Genomic DNA, 18,951 nt, shown 5'->3' on the forward strand with positions numbered 1-18,951 from the left:
AACCTCTTCTTGCAGTTGCTCTTCGGCACTCGCCTGAATAACCGCTGCGTTAAATTCTGTTTCCCGTGCTTAGCCGCTGCTTGGCGACCAGGCTTCTTTTTACATTCAGCGAACGGGTCTCTGACGATGCCAGTCGGTTGCCTGCTGGAACTGATGCGCTGCATTGAGCAGCCTTTCTTCGGCAAAGTAATTACCGATCAGTTGCAGGCCAACAGGCAGGCCGTTGGCAAATCCACAGGGGACAGACATTCCCGGCATACCGGCCAGGTTCAGGGAGATCGTGAAAATATCCTCCATATACATCGCGACCGGATCTGAGCTCTTTTCACCCAGTTTAAATGCCGGATGCGGTGTCGTCGGCCCCATAATGATATCGACCTCGGACAGCGCGTTGACGAAATCCTGCTGGATCAGGCGGCGGATCTGTAGCGCTTTTTTATAGTAGGCGTCATAGAACCCTTCAGACAGGGCATAGGTGCCGACCATAATGCGTCGCTTAACCTCTTCACCAAATCCTTCCCCGCGGCTGCGCTTATACATATCTTCCAGATCGACCGGGTCTTCACAGCGGTAACCGTAGCGTACGCCATCAAACCGGGACAGGTTGGAGGAGGCTTCTGCCGGAGCAATAATATAGTAAGCCGGAATTGCCAGATGGGTATTTGGCAGACTGACCTCTTTTACCGTTGCGCCCAGCGCTTCAAACTCGCGGATCGCATTTTGTACCTGAGCGGTGATCTGTGGATCTATCTCGCCGGAGAAAAACTCTTTCGGCAGGCCTATTTTCAGCCCCTTGAGGGAGTCATTCAGGGTCAGCGTATAGTCGGGCACCGCTTTATCGATACTGGTTGAGTCTTTTGGATCGAACCCGGCCATAACATTCAGCATCATCGCATTATCTTCGGCGGTGCGGGCCATAGGGCCGCCCTGATCCAGAGATGAGGCATAAGCGATCATGCCATACCGGGATACCCTGCCATAAGTGGGTTTAAGTCCGGTAATGCCACACAGCGCAGCGGGCTGACGGATTGAACCGCCGGTATCGGTGCCGGTCGCTGCCGGAGCCAGTCCGCCAGCGATGGCCGCAGCTGAGCCACCGGATGATCCACCCGGTACACACTCGGTGTTCCAGGGGTTGCGAGCCGCGCCATAGAAACTGGACTCATTGGAAGAGCCCATGGCGAACTCATCCATATTGGTCTTGCCCAGACTTACCGCGCCGGCATGATTGAAGTTTTCAATCACGGTGGCGTTGTAGGGCGAAATGAAATTATCCAGCATCCGTGAGCCGCAACTGGTGCGTACGCCTTCGGTGCAGAAAATATCTTTGTGGGCGATCGGCAGGCCGGTGAAGGGGCCTGCATCCCCGGCAGCGCGGCGCTGATCAGCGGTTTTGGCCTGGGCCAGTGCCTGCTCTTCAGTGACGGTGATAAAGCTGTTCAGCGAGCCATCTTCTGCCCTGATCCGGTCCAGGTAGTTGCGGGTCAGCTCAACACTGCTGAATTCACCAGTTGCCAACCCCTGTGCCAGTTCGGCGAGTGTTTTGTCTAACATAACGTTTGTAAATCCTTAAAACGGGTGTCTGGTCCGAGATTACTCGATCACTTTAGGGACCTGGAACAGGCCTGCTTCAACGGCCGGAGCCACTGTCTGAAGGTGGTCACGCTGATTCCCTTCGGTCACCTCATCGATACGTAAGCGCTGAATGGCGTCCATCGGATGGGCCATTGGGGCGATATCATGAGTATCGACTGCCTGCATCTGGTCGACCAGGTCAAGAATATTACTGAGGTTTTCAGCGTATTCCTGAATATCTTGCCCGGCGATATTTAATCTTGCCAGATGAGCGATCTTTTCGACGTCTGTGCGGTCTAACGACATTGCTGGATTCTCATTACTATGTAATTTGGTCTGAAAACTAAAATAAAGCGCTACGTTAACACATTTGCAGCTTGCCCAAAATCCCCGCCATTGCTACAGTGGGCCTGTTTTTTTGATCAAGTGAATGTGCAGTCGCACAATCTAAGGCGGACAACCGATGTTTAAGAAGATTCGAGGGCTTTTTTCCAGTGACCTTTCTATAGATCTGGGCACTGCCAATACCCTTATTTATGTTCGCGATAAAGACATTGTACTGAACGAGCCCTCGGTTGTTGCTATTCGTCAAAGCAGCAACGGGGCGCAGAAAACCGTAGCTGCAGTCGGTACCGATGCAAAGCGGATGTTAGGCCGTACGCCAGGTAATATTACCGCAATCCGGCCAATGAAAGATGGTGTTATCGCAGATTTTCATGTGACTGAGAAGATGTTGCAGCATTTTATTACGAAAGTGCATGGCAATAGTTTTCTTAATCCCAGCCCCCGGGTGTTGGTGTGCGTTCCCTGTCAGTCTACACAGGTTGAACGCCGGGCAATAAAAGAGTCAGCGATGGGCGCAGGCGCCCGTGAAGTGTATCTGATTGAAGAGCCGATGGCGGCCGCTATTGGTGCCGGACTGCCTGTTGATGAGGCGAATGGTTCGATGGTGGTGGATATCGGTGGCGGTACGACTGAGATCGCGATCATCTCGCTTAACGGTATTGTTTATGCCGAGTCTGTCCGGGTCGGCGGTGACCGTTTTGATGAGGGTATTGTTACCTATGTTCGCCGCAATTACGGCAGCCTGATTGGCGATGCCACTGCCGAGCGGATTAAGCAGGAGATCGGTACGGCCTACCCAACCTCTGAAACCCTTGAAATCGATGTCCGTGGCCGTAACCTGGCTGAAGGGATACCCCGCAGCTTTACGCTCAACAGTAATGAGATAATGGAAGCGCTACAGGAACCGCTGTCGGCGATAGTCCAATCTGTCAAAAGTGCGCTGGAGCAGTGTCCACCTGAACTGGCATCTGATATTGCAGAACGGGGTATCGTACTGACCGGTGGTGGTGCGTTGCTGCGCAACCTGGACAAGCTGATCAGCGAAGAAACCGGATTGCCGGTGATCGTTGCTGATGATCCTCTTACCTGTGTTGCCCGCGGCGGTGGTCGTGCTCTGGAACTGTTGGATAAGCATGCATTTGAGTTGCTCACCTTTGAATAAGTCTGAATGATCTGAATGGTTGATTTACCCAATCTGAAGGAACAGTTCCAGCTGGAGGTGTTCCATCGCTAGTATATTCATTAGCGGGTCCTTACGGGCCCGTTTTGTCATTCTGTTAGTGCTGTCACTGGTGCTTATCTTTCTGGACCTGAAGTGGGCCAGTATGCATCAGACACGTTCCTATCTTTCGTTGTTGATCACGCCGCTGCAATGGGTTGTTGATGCCCCCGCGCAGGTGGCGGATGAACTCAGTGATGTTCTGGTGACCCGCAGTCAGCTGAGCGATGAGAACCGCCGTCTGCGTCAGGAAGCACTGCTGTTGAAACAGCGGGTTCAGCAGGTATCGGCGCTGACCGCTGAGAATGTCCGGCTGCGTGAACTGTTGAACGGTCGTCAGCGACTCGAGCAGGATGTTTTCCTGACCAAACTGATCGGAGTGAACCCTGATCCGTTCCAACATCAGATTATTCTTAACCGGGGCTCAGAAGATCATGCCTATGTGGGCCAGGCGGTGCTCGACTCCGGCGGCATTATGGGGCAGGTCGTCGAAGTAACCCACTATACCAGCAGGGCGATGCTGATCACCGATTCGCGTCATGCAATTCCTGTTGAGGTAAATCGCAACGGTTTTCGTTCTATTGCGCTGGGTAACGGTTCAGTGAATCAACTGGAGCTGGTGCATGTGCCGGATACTGCGGATATTCGTGCAGGAGATCTGCTGGTTTCCTCCGGATTGGGGGGGCGTTTCCCGCAGGGCTACCCGGTGGCTAAGGTAGTCAGTGTGCAGCGGGATCCTGGTGCACCGTTTGCTCTGGTAAAAGCAGAGCCTGCCGCAATGCTGAATAAAAGCCGGCATATATTGCTGGTGGATATGCCTCAGGCACCGGAGCTGCCGCCTGAGATAGAGCAGACTCACAGTGAGAAAATAAAGCCTCAGCAGACCAGTATAAATGTTCCGGAGGCTGAGGGTGAATAGCCAGCGGGGCGGAGGGTCGATCATCCTGGCCACTTTCCTGCTGGGATATATGCTCAGCCAGATGCCTCTGCCACAGTTTGCTGAGTGGTTCAGGCCTGAGTGGGTGGCTATGATTCTGATCTACTGGGTGATGGCGCTGCCGGAACGGATCGGTCTGGGGACCGCTGCGCTGGTGGGCCTGGGACTTGATCTGATTAAAGGCAGTCCGATGGGGCTGAATATGCTGTCACTGCTGATCATTGCCTATCTGACATTGCTGCTCTACAAACGGCTGCGGATGTTTCCGCTGGTGCAGCAGGCCGTCATGGTGATGGTGCTGGTGGGAATCAATCAGCTGATCTTTAACTGGATACACAGTCTGATGGGAACCCGCAGTGACAGCCTGATCTTTCTGCTGCCAGCGTTGATGAGTGCTGCTCTGTGGCCCTGGTTGTTTATTATCCTGAGAGGGCTGCGCCGGACTTTCAGGGTGTCCTGATGTTTAAGTGGCGGTTTCTGTGATGACTAATTCTGACTGTTTTGATTCTGAAATTGCTGATCTCAGACAAGATGTTCCTGAACTGGTACTCGCTTCTGCTTCTCCCCGGCGTTTAGAGTTGTTGCAGCAGATCGGAGTGACTTGCAGTGTCAGGCCGGTTGATATTCCTGAAGTTGTGCAGCCAGGGGAATCTCCTCAGGCGTTTGTTGAGCGGCTCGCCAGAGAGAAGGCCTGTGCTGGGCTGACTGTCGCAGCAGAGGGCGTCGTGGTACTGGGGGCGGACACCGTCGTGGTCAGTAATGAGCAAATTCTGGGTAAGCCTGCAAACCGGGATGAGGCGCTGGCAATGCTGCAGCAGCTTTCCGGCTCGAAACATCGGGTGATGACTGCGGTAGCAGTCACAAACCGGGAACGAATCCTCACTCAGGTAGTCACTACAGAAGTACAGTTCCGAACATTGAGTCAGGCTGAGTGCGAATGCTACTGGGACACCGGCGAACCCTGTGACAAGGCCGGGGCCTACGGTATTCAGGGTTTAGGCGCGGTTTTTGTTGCTAGTATTAATGGCAGTTACTCTGCTGTCGTTGGACTCCCGCTGGCAGAGACCGCTGCGCTGTTGGATAGATTTGGTATACCTGTATGGCAGGTTGGGTGTTGATTTCGCAGTGAGTGGGTGCTGAAGTAATTAACATCGCCTACAGGTATTTTTGATGCAGGGGAGGGCTCGTCCTGCGCTGATGTCTGATTTGTTTTTTTAAAGAGTATTCACAAAGATTACGGTGCTTGCCGGTTTCAGGTGTAGTATCCAAGAAGACTGACGGGACCTGGTGACGGGTCTCCTAGGGATGGATTATGAGCGAAGAGATTCTGATTAACTTTACCCCCATTGAGACCCGTGTTGCTGTTATAGAAAATGGTATGCCGCAGGAGATCTATGTTGAAAGGGCCGAGCGCCGGGGTATTGTCGGTAACATTTATAAAGGTAAGGTGGTACGCGTACTGCCGGGTATGCAGGCGGCATTTGTTGACATCGGTCTGGAGCGAGCAGCGTTTATTCATGTGGATGAGTTGCAGCATCCGGAGGATGAAAGCACTGGAGCCAATGGCAAAAGCAGCCTCACCATCAATCGCTTGTTACGTGAGGGTCAGTCACTGACCGTTCAGGTTACCAAGGATCCTCTCGGTACTAAAGGCGCACGCCTGACGACAAACCTCTCTATCCCCTCACGATACCTGGTCTATATGCCGGGTAATGAACATATCGGTATCTCCCAGCGTATTGAGGACAGTGACGAGCGGGAGCGATTGCGGACAGCGGTCGAAGAGGTGGTGGCCGGAATGGGCGATCAGAACACTAAAGTGGGCGGCTTTATCCTGCGAACTGTATCGGAAGGAGTATCAGAAGAAGAGTTGAAGCAGGATATCCTGTTTCTCTGTCGGTTATGGGAGTCGATCTCCCGTAAAGTTGAAGAGTATAGTGCTCCGTCCTGTATCTATGAAGATCTGCCTTTGAATATGCGTGCTTTAAGGGATATGGCGCATGCGGGGATCGAGCGTATACGGGTGGATTCAAAAGAGACATTCCAGCGCTCGCAACAGTTTGCTGAGGCGCTGGTGCCTGAGATCAGCGGTATCCTTGAGTACTATCCTGGAGAACGGCCAATTTTTGACCTCTATAATATTGAGGAAGAGATTCAGAAGGCGTTGGGACGCAAGGTCGAGCTAAAGTCCGGCGGTTATCTGATTTTTGATCAGACTGAAGCGATGACCACGGTGGATATTAACACCGGGGCTTACGTCGGACACCGGAATCTGGAAGAGACCATCTTTAAAACCAACCTGGAAGCGGCCACCGCGATCGGTCGTCAGTTGCGACTGCGAAACCTGGGTGGGATTATCATTATTGATTTTATCGATATGCTGGATGAAGACCATCAGCGTCAGGTGTTGCGTACCCTTGAGCGGGTGCTTGAAAAGGATCATGTGAAATGCAAGGTCACCGGAGTTTCCGAGCTGGGCCTGGTGGAGATGACCCGTAAGCGTACCCGGGAAAGTCTTGAGCATATACTCTGTGAACCCTGTGAGCATTGTCAGGGGCGGGGGTCGGTGAAAACCCCGGAAACCGTCTGTTATGAGATATTCAGGGAGATACTGCGACAGCACCGTGCCTATGATACCGACTCCTATCTGGTGCTGGCGTCTGACCGGGTGGTGTCGATGTTGCTGGATGAGCTTTCCGACCATGTCGCTGAGCTGGAGGCCTTTATTGCTAAAACAATCCGTTTTCAGGTCGAACCTATGTATGGCCCGGAACAGTATGATGTGGTGCTGAAATAGTTGTGTCATTTGTCGGGCGGGTATTAAGGGCGCTAAACCGCTGGTTGGGCTGGGTTCTGGTTATCGCCATACTGGCCATCGCCTTGCTTACCGTTATCGTGAGACAGCTTTTGCCAGCTGTCTGGGATTACCGCTCAGATATTGAACAGTACCTGAGTGGTCGTCTGCATACTGAAGTGACCATTGGCGATATTAATGCCAGTTGGGAGGGGCGGTTTCCCCGCTTATTACTGCAGAATGTGGTGATTGCCGATCACCGTTCACATAATATCGGCCGGATTGAACTGGGCCAGTTGGTGCTGGGACTAAATCCGGTGAGCAGTCTGCTTAAGTGGCAGCCGGTGATGAGTAAGGTCGAAATCTGGTCCCTGCACACCCAGGCTAAACTGGTCCGCTGGCCTCATCCGGTAAAATCTACGTCTGAAAATAAGGACGCTTCGCCGAAGTCAGCCTCAGATCCTCTGGCGGCTCTCTGGCTGCAACCGCATATCTTTTTCTACGATACGCAGGTTGATCTGACTCTGCCGTCGGGCAAGCAGTTGCTGCTGCAGAGTGAACGTTTTAATCTGGAGAACAGTAGCCGTCAGCACCATTTCGCCGGAGAGCTTCAGGTTACTTTTGAACAGCGTCAGGCAGCTGCCACCCTGAGAATTGAATCGGACAGTCATACGTTTGATCCCCAAACCACTAATTTCGATTTCTATCTGAAGCTTGCGGGCATCGATACCCCGTTGCTGGATGCTGCCCGGGAACTGTTTCCGCTTCCCACTTCCCTTGAACAGCTGGAGCTGGCTGCTGAGATCTGGGGGAACTGGTCTGGAGGCCGTCTAAGCCGTGTATTTGGTGATCTCGATACGGGGCGCTTGCAACTGACCACCGGGCAGGAGGCGCTGAAAGAACTGTCAGTAAAAGATCTGACCACTCACTTTGCGCTTCTGCAACCGCAGCGACGCCACTTCCAGCTACAGATTAATGACTTTTCCGCCCTGATTAATGATCAGCCACTGGCGCTGCCTCAGCTGGTGATTAACCGTCAGCAAGGGCAGATCCGTTCGCTGGCGCTATCGGAGTTCGATGTTACTGCCGCTGCTCAGTTTATCGGGCTGCAGCCGTTCGTACCGGAGAGCGTTAAAGGCGTGTTGGATCGGGTTGCGCCCACCGGGATGATTCGTAACCTTGCGGTTCGGTGGCCCGATTATCAAACGCTGCCCGTGCCAGGCGCTGAACCCGTTGAAATAAAATCCGATGGCTCTGAACACTCAGACGCTGAAATCCCAGCCCCGGCAGCAGAAGTAGCAGTTACTCAGGCGGGGGCTATACAGGTAGAACATTCTCAGACAGATGGTTCTCAAGTAGAGGACTCTCGGATACAGGGCTCTCAGGTACAGGGCTCGGAGGCTGAGAGCGCTCAGGACTGGACTCAGTTGACACTGCAGGGGGATCTTCAGGATGTCGCTTTCAATGCGGCTTACGGTGCTCCGGCTATGTCCGGTGTCACCGGTTTATTGCAACTGGAGTATGGTCAGGGCGGGCTGCAGGGACGAATCGATCTGGAGAGTGATCGTCTGGGTCTGCATTTTCCTGAGGTGTTTGACCGGGGCTGGGAGTTCAGTGCCGCGCGTGGCACCACCCATTTTAGTCTGGTGAGTAATATTCTGCATCTGAGCAGCGAGCATGTCACGCTGCATAAGCCGGGACTCAATGCCAGTGGCCGGTGGAGCCTCTATCTGCCACTGGATCCTGATATTCAGAGTGAGCTGACGTTGTTGATCGGGGTAAGCAATTCAGATGGTAGTCTGGCACCCGAACTGATACCTGACCGCGAGATCGACCCGGGAATTAAACAATGGGTGGTGCAGTCCATTAACAAGGGGCACCTGAATCAGGGTGGTTTTGTGCTGCATACCGGCACCCGCGGGATTCCATCGCGTCAGCCGCCGACGGTGCAGATGTATATGGATATAGCTGGTGCGGAGGTTGACTATCAACCCGGTTGGCCGGCAGTTCGCGCAGCCGATGCATCTTTACTGCTGCGGGATAAAGGGCTGGCGATCAGTGTCAGTGACGGACAGATCCTCGACAGTAAAATACAGCATGGCTGGGTTTATCTGCCGCCAGGTTCCCATAACCTGCATTTGATCGCCGCGGTTACCGGTGATAGCGCCGATATTGGCAAAACCCTGCTGGACAGTCCGGTGATGGGGGCAGGCAATCAAGAGTTGCATAACTGGCAGCTGAGTGGCCTGGCGGATACCCGTTTACAGCTTATGATCCCCCTGAACGGCGGAGAGCCGAATATCGATGTCAGCAGTACTTTTTCTGATCTGACGCTGATGTCGGAGAACCGTAATCTGAGTGTCACTCAGCTGAAGGGCAGAGTCGGCTATCGAAATGATTCAGGGCTTTATGCAAAGTCTTTGAAGGGCGTATTCTTTGACCAGCCGTTAAGTGCGGCGATTGCCACGACCGGCAAACAGGAGTCAGAAAAGGTTACTGTCCAGTTACGTTCAACGGTCTCTATGGCTCGACTGAGAGAGTGGAGCGGTATTGATATGCTTGCGGTAGCAGGGGGAGAGCAGCCCTATGAAGCCGATCTGGATATCTGTATCCGGGCGGATTGCTCGGGGCTGACGGTGCGCTCAGATCTGAAGCAGACAGCGCTTGAGTTAATTCCGCCCTACAGTAAACAGCCGGGTGAGATATTGCCCTTTCTGTTACATACCGATTTTGAGTCCCTGCAAACCGTTAATATTAAAGCGGGTGATCAGTTGAGTGCCTGGTTGCAGCTCGAAGAGGGCGTGTTTAGCCGGGCCCGGCTGGTATTGGGTATGGGCGATGCCCGACCCACCGCTTATAAAGGGCTGGAGATTGCTGGCAGCTTAAACCGACTGGATTACGATCAGTTGATCGCAATGTTACAACGCGCAGGTCTGATGACGGATTCCGCGCCGTCCGGTGCCGGAGGAGAGCAGGCTCAGACGGTTGCGGTTCAGGGGACAGTCGATGTTGCCGAACTGAGATACTCTGATCTGCAGATGAAGAATGCCAGCCTCTCCCTTGATCGTCTCTCTGACAGTTGGCATGTAAGCGTTTCTGGTGCTGATCTCAATCTGCAGGTGTTAGTTCCGGATAGTGAGTCAGTTGCGCCGCAGTTACTGTTTGAGCGGATTAATCTGGACGCTCTGCTGTCCCTTCGGGCTGAAAATGCACAACAACCAGCAGAGTTAACTCCGAAGATGAATGCCGGCGCATTGCAACCCGGCGTGTTGCCGGATCTGGATATAGATATTCGTGACCTGATTATGAAACAAAAACGCTGGGGCAACTGGCGTTTTAATGTCCGCAATCGGGACAATAATACCTATGTCGAGAATATAGTCGGTGACTTGCCGGATCTGAGTGCCCGGGGCAACATCGTCTGGCGTTCGGGTGTGCCGAGCCAGAGTGAGATGAAGCTCAGGATTGAAACCAAAGATCTTGGGCGTGCACTTAAGAGTGCCGGGTTTGCCAAAGTGCTGGAAACTGAAAAGACCGAGGCTAATCTGCAACTGCTGTGGCCAGGTGCACCCTGGGAGTATGATCTTGAAAATGCCGGTGGCAGCCTGAAGTTTGTGGCCCGCAACGGGCGCTTGATTGAAGCCGGCAGTGGCACAGGGATATTACGGGTTTTTGGTATTTTCAATATGAATGCGCTGGGACGGCGTCTGAAGCTGGATTTTGCGGATCTGTTTGCCAAAGGTGTCAGCTTTGACCGGATGGAGGGGGATTACCGGATGGCTGATGGCGTGGCATCTACGAATGTTCCCTTTATTATGCGTGGGCCTTCAGTGGATATGGCGATGAGTGGCGATATCGATCTGGTGAAGGAAACGGTCAGTCAGCAGATGGCAGTCACGTTGCCGGTGACCGATAATATTCCACTGGCGGCGGTCTTGCTGGGCGCGCCACAGATTGCGGGGTTGGCTTTTCTGCTGGATAAGCTGATCGGAGATGAGGTGAAAAAGGAGTTCGCGACGGTGACATATACGATGGAGGGCGACTGGAGTGATCCGAAAGTCGAGCTGCTCCAGAAGCCTGAAGCGGCCAGAGAGGGCCGTGACCTTAAATAGGGCCGCTCTCTGCTCTGCGTTACCTTTCTATAGTACCGCCAGTTTGTTTATACGTCTGCTCTTTCGCGCAGATACTTAAACAGTTTTTTCGAGGTAACCGGTGGTTTATTCAGGCTGGCTTCTTTTTTCGCGTTGCGGATCAGTTGCCGGAGGTGCTGGATGTCAGCGCCGGAATCCTCTTTCAGATAGGCTTCCAGATCGGTGTTATCTCCCAGGATCAGACGATCGCGCCAGCGTTCCAGCTTGTGGAATACCTGTAAGTGCGCCTGTTTTCCTGCTTCAAAGCGGTCGACAGCGGTTTGAATCTCGTCAGCATCTTCTGCCCGCATCAGCCGGCCAATGTACTGCAATTGGCGTCTGATCGCTTCACAGCGGGGCTGAAGGCGCTGAGCTTCTTCCACGGCTGCGCGCAGGATATCACTCATTGGCACCTTGGACAGCTGCTCTTTGTTTAATTCAGGGAGTTTGGCTCCCAGTGCCTGCAACTCTTCCATCTCCCGTTTGCGTTGGCTTTTTGAAACCCACTCTTCATCAGATTCATGATCGTCATCGGGGAGAAAATCGTCTTTTTGACTCATATAGTTCTCTTATGTGGCCGCTCTAGCTATAGAAAAAAGTAGCCAGACCGAGGAATGCAAAAAATCCGACTACATCTGTAATCGTGGTTAACAAAACGCTGCCTGCCAGTGCCGGATCAATACCCCAGGCCTTCAGAACGATCGGTAGCATTGTACCAGCCAGTGCAGCGGCAAATAGATTAATAATGATAGCACAGGCGATAATGATGCCGATGGTCAGATCCTGGAACCAGATGATGGCGATTACCGCAACAACGAGAGCCCAGAGTATACCGTTGAGTGCGCCAACCACCATTTCCCGGTTTAACAGCCAGCCAGCATTGGAACGTTCTACGTGTCCCAGTGCCTGGCCTCGAATCATCAGGGTCAACACCTGGCTGCCGGCGATCCCGCCCATGCTGGCAACAATCGGCATTAGTACCGCCAGGGCGACCACCTTAGCGATGGTTTCCTCGAACAGGCCGATAACCGCGGAGGCGAGAAACGCAGTGATCAGGTTAATACCCAGCCATACTGCCCGACGCCGGGTGGTTTTCATAATCGGAGCGAAGGTGTCCTCATCTTCGTCCAGACCCGCCATGCTCATCAGTGAATGGTCAGCATCTTCGCGGATTACATCGACCACGTCATCGATAGTGATCCGTCCCAGCAGCTGGCCATCTTCATCAACCACCGGCGCCGATACCAGGTCTTCCTGCTCAAACAGTTTTGCGACCAGGGTGTCTTCCATATCTGCCGGGATGGGAGGTTTATCCGTGACCATCATCTCCCGCACGGTGCTGGATGGATCGCTTACCAGCATCCGGGTCAGTGGCAGGCTACCGATATAGGTATCCTTACGACTGACAACAAACAGCGAGTCAGTCATATCGGGTAGTTCAGCGTGACGGCGAAGATAACGCAGCGCCGCCTCAATGGTTATATCCGGCCGGATGGTGATGGTATCCGTATTCATCAGGCCGCCGGCAGTATCTTCCGGATAGGAGAGTACCTTCTCCAGTCGCTCACGATTCTGGTGATCCATGGAGCGCAACAGCTCATGCATTACCGTTTCCGGCAGTTGCTGCATCATGTCGGCAAGATCATCGGTTTCCAGCGACTCGGATATCGCCAGAACTTCCGAGGTATTCATCTTACTGAGGATCTCTGACTTTACGTCATCCCCCAGCTCCTGAAGTACATCCGCTTCAATATCTTTATGGATCAGGCTCCATAGCAAACGTCGCTCTTTAGGCGGCGATTTCTCAATGAGATGGGCGACTTCAGAGGGGCGTAAGGTTTTATTGAGGGTATAGCGTATCTGTCTGAAGGCGCCCTCTTCGAGGGCTGTATTCAGCTTATCCAGTTCGCTCTCGTTTGTGCTGGCGTTCATGGCCGGCCCCCGGTCAGACAGATAGAGACAGAATGCCTTGCAGGTAGTCAGTAATTATAGGAATTACTGCCCCTTACTCATTTGTGAGGCATTATAGCGTATTGGTTTTAAAGGAATAGAGTGTGCCGGTTATTCTTCTTCGTCAAACCGGTTATTGATCAGCAGTTCAATGGCATTCATTGCCTGTAGTTCGTCCTCACCTGAGGTGGAAATAGTCAGTTCAGTGCCTTTGCTGGCGGCAAGCATCATTACCGACATAATGCTTTTGCCATCGACCTGTCGGCCATCCTTGGTGAGCTGAATATCTGACGAGAATGAGCTGGTCACATTAATCAGTTTAGCGGCGGCACGTGCGTGCAATCCCAGCTTGTTGATAATGGTGATCTGTTTTTCCAGCATCGGTTAATATCCTTGGTCAGTTCAGTTCGCGATGACGTATCTGGACATTATCCATAGTTGCCCGGAAATGGCCAGCAAGACGTTCACTGAGAAACACTGAGCGGTGCTGGCCTCCGGTGCAGCCGATGCCAACGGTGATATAGCTGCGGTTATTCTTTTCAAACAGAGGCAGCCATTTTTCCAGGAAGCGGGTTATATCTGCCAGCATCTCCTGGACTTCGGGCTGCTGCTCCAGAAACTCAATGACCGGCTGCTCCTGACCCGTATATCCACGCAGTTCGGGCACCCAGTATGGGTTTGGCAGGCAACGAACATCAAAGGTAAAATCAACGTCCAGTGGTATGCCATGTTTATAGCCGAAAGATTCGAACTGAAGCGAGAGCTCCTGCTCCTGTCGCCGGGCAACTCTCAGCTTGATGCTGTCTCTCAGTTCATAGAGCGAAAGGCGGGTAGTATCGATGCGGATGGCGGCCAGATCGGAGACCGGTTCGAGTAAGCGTTTTTCAAAGCTGATTGCCTGCTGCAGGCCTTGAGAGTCATCAGACAGCGGGTGTTTCCTGCGGGTGGCGCTGTAGCGTTGCAGCAGGGTTGTTTCTGAACTGTCGAGATAGAGGATCTCACAGTCAAGCTCCCCGGTTTCACGCAGGCGTTTGAAAATTTCAGGAAATTGTTTCAGATTACTGTGCTGATTGCGGGCGTCGATGCTGACAGCAAATTTATGCGGATGATCCGGATCACGCAGAATCTGATTCACCAGATCTGGCAGAAGCGTTGCCGGTAGGTTATCAATACAGTAAAAGCCAACATCTTCCAGTGCCTGCAGCGCCGTCGACTTACCTGAGCCTGAGCGTCCACTGATGATAATCAGCTTCATCTGATCTATTCCTGACTTGACTCAGTCATTACGGTATAAAGCGCTTCTGCTGATGTGGCCTTGCGAAGTTTTTCGCGGATTCTGGCCTGACTGAATAACTCGGCGAGGCTGGCCAGAGTCTGCAGGTGTTGATCACACGCCTCAGAGGGCACCAGCAGAACAAACAGCAGGTCGACCGGCTTGCCATCAACCGCATCAAAGTCGATCGGTTCGATGAGTTGAATCAACAAAGCGGTAGCCTGTTGGCACTCATCCAGGCGGCAGTGAGGAATCGCCACACCATCACCGATACCTGTGCTGCCCAGTCTCTCCCGGCCTAACAGACCCGCGAATATGGTTTCAGCTTCAAGTCCCGGATGCTGTTCAGCGATGTGCTGGCTGGCAATTTCGAGGATTCGTTTTTTGCTTCCTCCCTCCAGAGCATGAAGTGCTCCGGAGGGCGCTAATAATTCTGAAATTAGCATCGTCTGATAGTTACTTGTGAGTTTTCATCTTTTCTTTATGTTTGATGATCTGACGGTCAAGCTTATCAATCAGGCCATCAATCGCGGCGTACATATCTCCCTGCTCATCGGACGCGAACAGCTGTCCTCCGGCTACATGGACATCGCCTTCCGCTTTCTGGCGGGTTTTCTCTACGCTTAAAGTTACCTGTGCATTGGTGATGTTGTCGAAGTGACGCTCAAGCTTCTCAAATTTACTCTGAACATAGTCGTTCAGGGAATCAGTCAGTTCAACGTGGTGACCCGTAATATTGATCTGCATGGTAATCTCCTAGTGTTTTTGTGTCGGGGCGATGCCCGGTTCCCGTGAATATAAAATCATTAAACCAGACGCTTGCGTTCATTAGAAGGTGGAATGCTAAGCGATTCGCGGTATTTTGCAATGGTTCTTCTTGCAACATTGATGCCCTGATCCTCGAGGAGCTGAGCAATTTTGTTATCACTTAAGGGTTTAACAGGGTTTTCGGCACTCACAAGTTTTTTGATCAGTGCCCTGATTGCGGTGGATGAACAGGTTCCCCCACTCACTGTTGTTACATGGCTGGAGAAAAAATACTTCAGCTCAAAAATGCCTCTGGGGGTGTGCATATATTTTTGTGTGGTGACCCGTGAGATCGTTGATTCATGCATCTCAACGGCCTCTGCAATATCGTGCAGCACCATCGGCCGCATTGATTCTTCACCGTGCTCCAGAAAGCCTTCCTGGCGAATGACAATCTCCCGGGCAACTTTCATCAGGGTATCATTGCGGCTCAGCAGGCTCTTGATAAACCAGCGTGCTTCCTGCAGGTGATTTTTCAGGTAGGTGTTGTCCGGGCTGTTGTCGGCGCGTCTGATCAGGTCGGCGTAGCCATCATTGATGCGCAGCTTGGGGGCCACTTCCGGGTTAAGGCTGACCTGCCAGACTCCTTTTTCCTTGTATACCAGAACATCGGGAATAACATATTCCGATTGCGAGCTGGTAATCATCGAACCCGGTTTGGGATTCAGTGTCCGGATCAGATTGATGGCCTGCAATAGTTGCGGCTCACGAATCCGGGCTTTGCGCATTAGTTGCTTGTAATCATGACTTCCCAGCAGGTGGATATATTGCGTAACAACCTTCAGGGCTTCCGCCCGATACTCTGTCTCTTCCGGGAGCTGCTGTAACTGAATAGCCAGGCATTCACTCAGATCACGGGCGGCAACACCGGGAGGATCAAACTGTTGAATCCGGCGCAATACGGCTTCGATCTCATCCAGTTCGATGCTGCTGAGCTGCTCATCATCCTGATTGTTGAAGTGTTCAAGAATTGAGTCCAGTTCTATGGTCAGATAACCGTCGACATTGATGCCATCGATAATGTTGGTGGCAATCAGTTGATCCAGGGGACTCATTGGTGTCAGGTTCAGTTGCCAGTTGAGGTGGTCCTGCAGGGTTTCATCGGCGGTATCATTCGATTCCATCTCCATATCAGAGAAGTCATGAGAAGATGAAGAGGAGGAACCGGATGCAGTCTGGTAGGTATCTTCCCAGTTGCTGTCAGTTGAAAGTTCATTGGGAATATCGTCGTTCCAGTCGCTGTCAGCGGCCTGGATCTCTTCTGACTCGGTCGTTTTTGCTGTAGCGGATACCGACTCATGGTTGCTGATCTCAGAATCCGCTGCATCTTGCTCAGAGCTGCTGTCAGCGGCGTTCTCATCTTCACTGACTTCCAACATGGGGTTGGACTCAAGCGCTTCCTGTATCTCCTGTTGCAGATCAAGCGTAGATAGCTGCAGTAAACGTATCGCCTGCTGCAGTTGGGGAGTCATGGTCAGATGCTGACCCATTTTTAGTTGTAACGCTTGTTTCATAGAGAGTCGCTTTTACCTGTTACAGCCTGAATTGCTCACCCAGATAGGCTTCCCTGACCTGCTGGTTTGTGAGTATATCCTCTGGCGCTCCTTCAGCAAGAATATAACCTTCACTAACAATGTATGCCTGTTCGCAGATATCCAGTGTTTCGCGAACGTTATGATCGGTAATCAGTACACCGATGCCCTTGTTTTGCAGATGTTTAACGGTTTGCTTAATATCGCTGACAGAGATCGGATCGACACCCGCAAATGGCTCATCCAGCAGAATGAATGTCGGTTCTGTTGCCAGTGCCCGGGCGATCTCTACCCGGCGTCTTTCTCCGCCGGAAAGGCTCATGCCCAGGCTCTTGCTCAGATGAGTAATATGAAACTCCTCCAGCAGCTCTTCCATTTTTTGTCTGCGTTGATCGCGGTTCAGCTCTTTGCGGGTTTCCAGAATCGCCATCAGGTTGTCGTGTACGCTGAGTTTGCGAAAAATCGACGCTTCCTGTGGCAGATATCCAATCCCTTTTCGGGCCCTGCCATGCATCGGTTCCCGGGTCAGATCCTGATGATCAATTTTGATTCGCCCCTGATCGGCATCGACAAGCCCTACAATCATGTAAAAACAGGTGGTTTTGCCGGCTCCGTTTGGCCCCAGTAACCCTACAATCTGGCCGCTGTCGACACTCATTGATACATCTTTTACAACCGCGCGGCCTTTATAGCTTTTTGCCAGATTCAGTGCTTCTAATCGACTCATTGGTTATTGAGTTCCCCGGAAGCCGCTTCAGAAACCGGTTTGTCATCGTTAGCCGGGGGGGCTTGTTCAGTCGTTTTTGGCTGGATAATCATCTGAACCCGCTGTCCGTTTCCGCTGTGATCACTAAATGCATTGACTGTGCTTTTATTCATATCGTAGATAATCCGATTGCCGCTGAAACTGTCATTGCCCTGAGAAACTTTAGCCTGGCCCGTTATTTCCAGTTCTTTGGTACGAATATTGTAATCCAGAACTTCGCCGTATGCATGAGTTACTTCTTTATCGGCGGCGGTGCGCTGCTGAAATTCAGCCGGACGGCCTTTGGCAATGATCGTGGTGATGGTTGTGCCTGTTTGTCTCAGTTCAATGCTATCGCCGGTAACCTTCATGCTGCCCTGGCTTAACAGGACATTGCCTTTATATAGGGTGATGCCGGTCTGATCATTGCGGGTCGCACTGTCTGCGGTGATGTGAATCGCCTGGCGGGCGTCTTCCGGTAGAGCTATCGCCAGAGGGTGCCAGCTTATAAGCATTGCGCACAAGGCTTTGGTCAGGCTGTTAATCAACATTATACACTCCGCTTACTTCGGACAGGAGGTTAAGAATGCCACTGTCGGTGTCTATTGTCATGCCAACACTGGTGGTTGTGCCTGCGCTGTTTGAGATGATTACCCGTTGATCCGTCCGGGCCAGGTTTTGTTGCGGCAGGATCGTTAATGACTCTGTTTTCAGGGTAGTTGCTATATTGGTGTCCGCGTTATCCTGAAACAAAACCTGGCCATCAAGAATGACTTCGTCATCATTGTCGCTGATAACGCCCTTCAGACTACTGACTCTGCGGTTTGGCTGGTCAGCGCTATAAATCTGCATTTCAGGGTTTGTTACGACGGTTTGTTGTAGCTCGGGCTGGTGTTCCAGTTGAGTTGAGCTGAGTTGCTGTTTCAGCATACCGGTACTATCGAAGTCCCTTATCTGACCATTGATAATGTAGTAATCGGCCAGTTGGTAAGCGGCATTCGGTTCCTCTCTGACCCGGTCAGGGCGACCGTCGCTGTCCATACCCAGGTAGATGACTGCGGGTATCAGGATGGCCGCTGCTGCTGCCAGTCGCGCGCGCCCGGTCAGCATTCAGAGGTACTCGCTATACAGGGCTTCAAGTTTGCCCTGGCCTGCCAGAATGGTTTCACAAAACTCCCGTCCGGCGCCGTTGCCTGCGGTGCGGCTGGTGCACCAGTCTGCGTGTGTTGCAACAAATTGATGTCCTCCGTTAACGGTGGCGCCAAATGCGACCGCGCGGATGGCGGCCAGGTCGGGGAGATCATCACCGATATAGGCGGTTTGATCAGCTTTGAGTCCAGTGTCCTGCCAGAGTTCCTTCAGGGCGGTGAGTTTATCTTCACGTCCCTGATAGAGGTAATCGATCCCCAGTGCTTCAGCGCGTAGCTCTACCTGAGGCGAGCGCCGTCCGGTAATGATCGCTGTCTGGATTCCGGCCTGAGCGAGTAATTTGATGCCGAGGCCGTCAAGGGTATTGAAGTTTTTGACTTCACTACCGTCAGCCAGAAAGTTCAGCTTGCCGTCGGTGAGTACGCCATCGACATCGAATACCGCCAGTTTTACCTGTTTTAGCTTGTTTAACAGTGCTTCGCTCAGCCCCTGTGT

At 52.4% G+C, this 18,951-nt stretch carries 19 protein-coding genes; 6 read left to right on the forward strand and 13 right to left on the reverse strand.

Going from position 1 to position 18,951, the window contains the following annotated elements; translation table 11 throughout:
- Positions 1 to 105: 105 nt before the first annotated feature.
- Both gatA and gatC read right to left on the reverse strand, forming a co-directional pair.
- Positions 106 to 1,554: an Asp-tRNA(Asn)/Glu-tRNA(Gln) amidotransferase subunit GatA gene (gene gatA, locus KDX31_02045; protein ID UTW03839.1), complete on the reverse strand. Its 1,449-nt coding sequence runs from the start codon at positions 1,552 to 1,554 to the stop codon at positions 106 to 108.
- A gap of 39 nt (positions 1,555 to 1,593) precedes the next feature.
- Positions 1,594 to 1,881: an Asp-tRNA(Asn)/Glu-tRNA(Gln) amidotransferase subunit GatC gene (gene gatC, locus KDX31_02050; protein ID UTW03840.1), complete on the reverse strand. Its 288-nt coding sequence runs from the start codon at positions 1,879 to 1,881 to the stop codon at positions 1,594 to 1,596.
- Between the two features lie 157 nt (positions 1,882 to 2,038).
- On the opposite strand from gatC, the gene KDX31_02055 reads away from it, so the two are divergent.
- The 6 genes from KDX31_02055 to KDX31_02080 all read left to right on the forward strand — a co-directional run bounded on the left by KDX31_02055 (position 2,039) and on the right by KDX31_02080 (position 10,982).
- The gene (locus tag KDX31_02055; GenBank protein ID UTW03841.1) at positions 2,039 to 3,082 is read left to right on the forward strand and encodes a rod shape-determining protein; all 1,044 of its coding nucleotides are present in this window, start codon (positions 2,039 to 2,041) and stop codon (positions 3,080 to 3,082) included.
- 79 nt (positions 3,083 to 3,161) lie between these two features.
- On the forward strand, positions 3,162 to 4,058 hold the full coding sequence (mreC, locus tag KDX31_02060; protein UTW05262.1) for a rod shape-determining protein MreC: 897 nt from the start codon (positions 3,162 to 3,164) through the stop codon (positions 4,056 to 4,058).
- On the forward strand, positions 4,051 to 4,536 hold the full coding sequence (gene mreD / locus KDX31_02065; GenBank protein ID UTW03842.1) for a rod shape-determining protein MreD: 486 nt from the start codon (positions 4,051 to 4,053) through the stop codon (positions 4,534 to 4,536). The genes mreC and mreD overlap by 8 nt, the downstream gene beginning before the upstream one ends.
- A 22-nt stretch (positions 4,537 to 4,558) precedes the next feature.
- Entirely contained in the window at positions 4,559 to 5,194 is a 636-nt protein-coding gene (maf, locus tag KDX31_02070) for a septum formation inhibitor Maf (GenBank protein ID UTW03843.1), read from the forward strand.
- A gap of 194 nt (positions 5,195 to 5,388) precedes the next feature.
- Entirely contained in the window at positions 5,389 to 6,873 is a 1,485-nt protein-coding gene (gene rng, locus KDX31_02075) for a ribonuclease G (GenBank protein ID UTW03844.1), read from the forward strand.
- A gap of 2 nt (positions 6,874 to 6,875) precedes the next feature.
- Positions 6,876 to 10,982: a hypothetical protein gene (locus tag KDX31_02080; protein UTW03845.1), complete on the forward strand. Its 4,107-nt coding sequence runs from the start codon at positions 6,876 to 6,878 to the stop codon at positions 10,980 to 10,982.
- Positions 10,983 to 11,029: 47 nt separating this feature from the next.
- Here the strand turns inward: KDX31_02080 and KDX31_02085 are convergent, their stop codons facing one another.
- The 11 genes from KDX31_02085 to KDX31_02135 form a co-directional block, all read right to left on the reverse strand.
- Positions 11,030 to 11,560 carry a DUF615 domain-containing protein gene (locus tag KDX31_02085; protein ID UTW03846.1) on the reverse strand — a complete coding sequence of 177 codons (531 nt, stop codon included), beginning with the start codon at positions 11,558 to 11,560 and terminating at the stop codon, positions 11,030 to 11,032.
- 22 nt (positions 11,561 to 11,582) lie between these two features.
- Positions 11,583 to 12,932: a magnesium transporter gene (mgtE, locus tag KDX31_02090; protein UTW03847.1), complete on the reverse strand. Its 1,350-nt coding sequence runs from the start codon at positions 12,930 to 12,932 to the stop codon at positions 11,583 to 11,585.
- 129 nt (positions 12,933 to 13,061) lie between these two features.
- Positions 13,062 to 13,331, reverse strand: coding sequence for an HPr family phosphocarrier protein (locus KDX31_02095; protein UTW03848.1), 270 nt, complete (start codon positions 13,329 to 13,331; stop codon positions 13,062 to 13,064).
- Positions 13,332 to 13,347: 16 nt separating this feature from the next.
- Positions 13,348 to 14,205 (reverse strand): RNase adapter RapZ, encoded by an 858-nt coding sequence (rapZ, locus tag KDX31_02100; GenBank protein ID UTW03849.1) that lies wholly within the window; start codon positions 14,203 to 14,205, stop codon positions 13,348 to 13,350.
- A 5-nt stretch (positions 14,206 to 14,210) separates the two neighbouring features.
- A complete protein-coding gene (ptsN, locus tag KDX31_02105; GenBank protein UTW03850.1) occupies positions 14,211 to 14,669 on the reverse strand; it encodes a PTS IIA-like nitrogen regulatory protein PtsN in 459 nt (152 codons plus the stop codon).
- Positions 14,670 to 14,679: 10 nt separating this feature from the next.
- On the reverse strand, positions 14,680 to 14,970 hold the full coding sequence (gene raiA, locus KDX31_02110) for a ribosome-associated translation inhibitor RaiA (protein UTW03851.1): 291 nt from the start codon (positions 14,968 to 14,970) through the stop codon (positions 14,680 to 14,682).
- A 59-nt stretch (positions 14,971 to 15,029) separates the two neighbouring features.
- Positions 15,030 to 16,544 carry an RNA polymerase factor sigma-54 gene (locus tag KDX31_02115; GenBank protein ID UTW03852.1) on the reverse strand — a complete coding sequence of 505 codons (1,515 nt, stop codon included), beginning with the start codon at positions 16,542 to 16,544 and terminating at the stop codon, positions 15,030 to 15,032.
- A gap of 19 nt (positions 16,545 to 16,563) precedes the next feature.
- Positions 16,564 to 17,289 carry an LPS export ABC transporter ATP-binding protein gene (gene lptB, locus KDX31_02120; protein ID UTW03853.1) on the reverse strand — a complete coding sequence of 242 codons (726 nt, stop codon included), beginning with the start codon at positions 17,287 to 17,289 and terminating at the stop codon, positions 16,564 to 16,566.
- Positions 17,286 to 17,858: a lipopolysaccharide transport periplasmic protein LptA gene (lptA, locus tag KDX31_02125; GenBank protein UTW03854.1), complete on the reverse strand. Its 573-nt coding sequence runs from the start codon at positions 17,856 to 17,858 to the stop codon at positions 17,286 to 17,288. Before lptA ends, lptB begins: the two co-directional genes overlap by 4 nt.
- Positions 17,848 to 18,417, reverse strand: coding sequence for an LPS export ABC transporter periplasmic protein LptC (lptC, locus tag KDX31_02130; GenBank protein ID UTW03855.1), 570 nt, complete (start codon positions 18,415 to 18,417; stop codon positions 17,848 to 17,850). The genes lptA and lptC overlap by 11 nt, the downstream gene beginning before the upstream one ends.
- A complete protein-coding gene (locus KDX31_02135) occupies positions 18,418 to 18,942 on the reverse strand; it encodes an HAD family hydrolase (GenBank protein ID UTW05263.1) in 525 nt (174 codons plus the stop codon).
- Positions 18,943 to 18,951 lie beyond the last annotated feature (9 nt).

Source organism: Amphritea atlantica, assembly GCA_024397875.1.
GTDB classification, from domain to species: Bacteria; Pseudomonadota; Gammaproteobacteria; order Pseudomonadales; family Balneatricaceae; genus Amphritea; species Amphritea atlantica_B.

What these genes read in the sequence shown, in the direction of transcription:
- gatA (UTW03839.1), bottom strand. Translation starts at nt 1,554, where the DNA reads ATGTTAGACAAAACACTCGCCGAACTGGCACAGGGGTTGGCAACTGGT.
- rng (UTW03844.1), top strand. Translation starts at nt 5,389, where the DNA reads ATGAGCGAAGAGATTCTGATTAACTTTACCCCCATTGAGACCCGTGTT.
- KDX31_02115 (UTW03852.1), bottom strand. Translation starts at nt 16,544, where the DNA reads ATGAAACAAGCGTTACAACTAAAAATGGGTCAGCATCTGACCATGACT.
- rapZ (UTW03849.1), bottom strand. Translation starts at nt 14,205, where the DNA reads ATGAAGCTGATTATCATCAGTGGACGCTCAGGCTCAGGTAAGTCGACG.
- raiA (UTW03851.1), bottom strand. Translation starts at nt 14,970, where the DNA reads ATGCAGATCAATATTACGGGTCACCACGTTGAACTGACTGATTCCCTG.
- lptC (UTW03855.1), bottom strand. Translation starts at nt 18,417, where the DNA reads ATGCTGACCGGGCGCGCGCGACTGGCAGCAGCAGCGGCCATCCTGATA.
- KDX31_02095 (UTW03848.1), bottom strand. Translation starts at nt 13,331, where the DNA reads ATGCTGGAAAAACAGATCACCATTATCAACAAGCTGGGATTGCACGCA.
- lptB (UTW03853.1), bottom strand. Translation starts at nt 17,289, where the DNA reads ATGAGTCGATTAGAAGCACTGAATCTGGCAAAAAGCTATAAAGGCCGC.
- KDX31_02055 (UTW03841.1), top strand. Translation starts at nt 2,039, where the DNA reads ATGTTTAAGAAGATTCGAGGGCTTTTTTCCAGTGACCTTTCTATAGAT.
- gatC (UTW03840.1), bottom strand. Translation starts at nt 1,881, where the DNA reads ATGTCGTTAGACCGCACAGACGTCGAAAAGATCGCTCATCTGGCAAGA.
- KDX31_02085 (UTW03846.1), bottom strand. Translation starts at nt 11,560, where the DNA reads ATGAGTCAAAAAGACGATTTTCTCCCCGATGACGATCATGAATCTGAT.
- maf (UTW03843.1), top strand. Translation starts at nt 4,559, where the DNA reads ATGACTAATTCTGACTGTTTTGATTCTGAAATTGCTGATCTCAGACAA.
- lptA (UTW03854.1), bottom strand. Translation starts at nt 17,858, where the DNA reads ATGTTGATTAACAGCCTGACCAAAGCCTTGTGCGCAATGCTTATAAGC.
- ptsN (UTW03850.1), bottom strand. Translation starts at nt 14,669, where the DNA reads ATGCTAATTTCAGAATTATTAGCGCCCTCCGGAGCACTTCATGCTCTG.
- mgtE (UTW03847.1), bottom strand. Translation starts at nt 12,932, where the DNA reads ATGAACGCCAGCACAAACGAGAGCGAACTGGATAAGCTGAATACAGCC.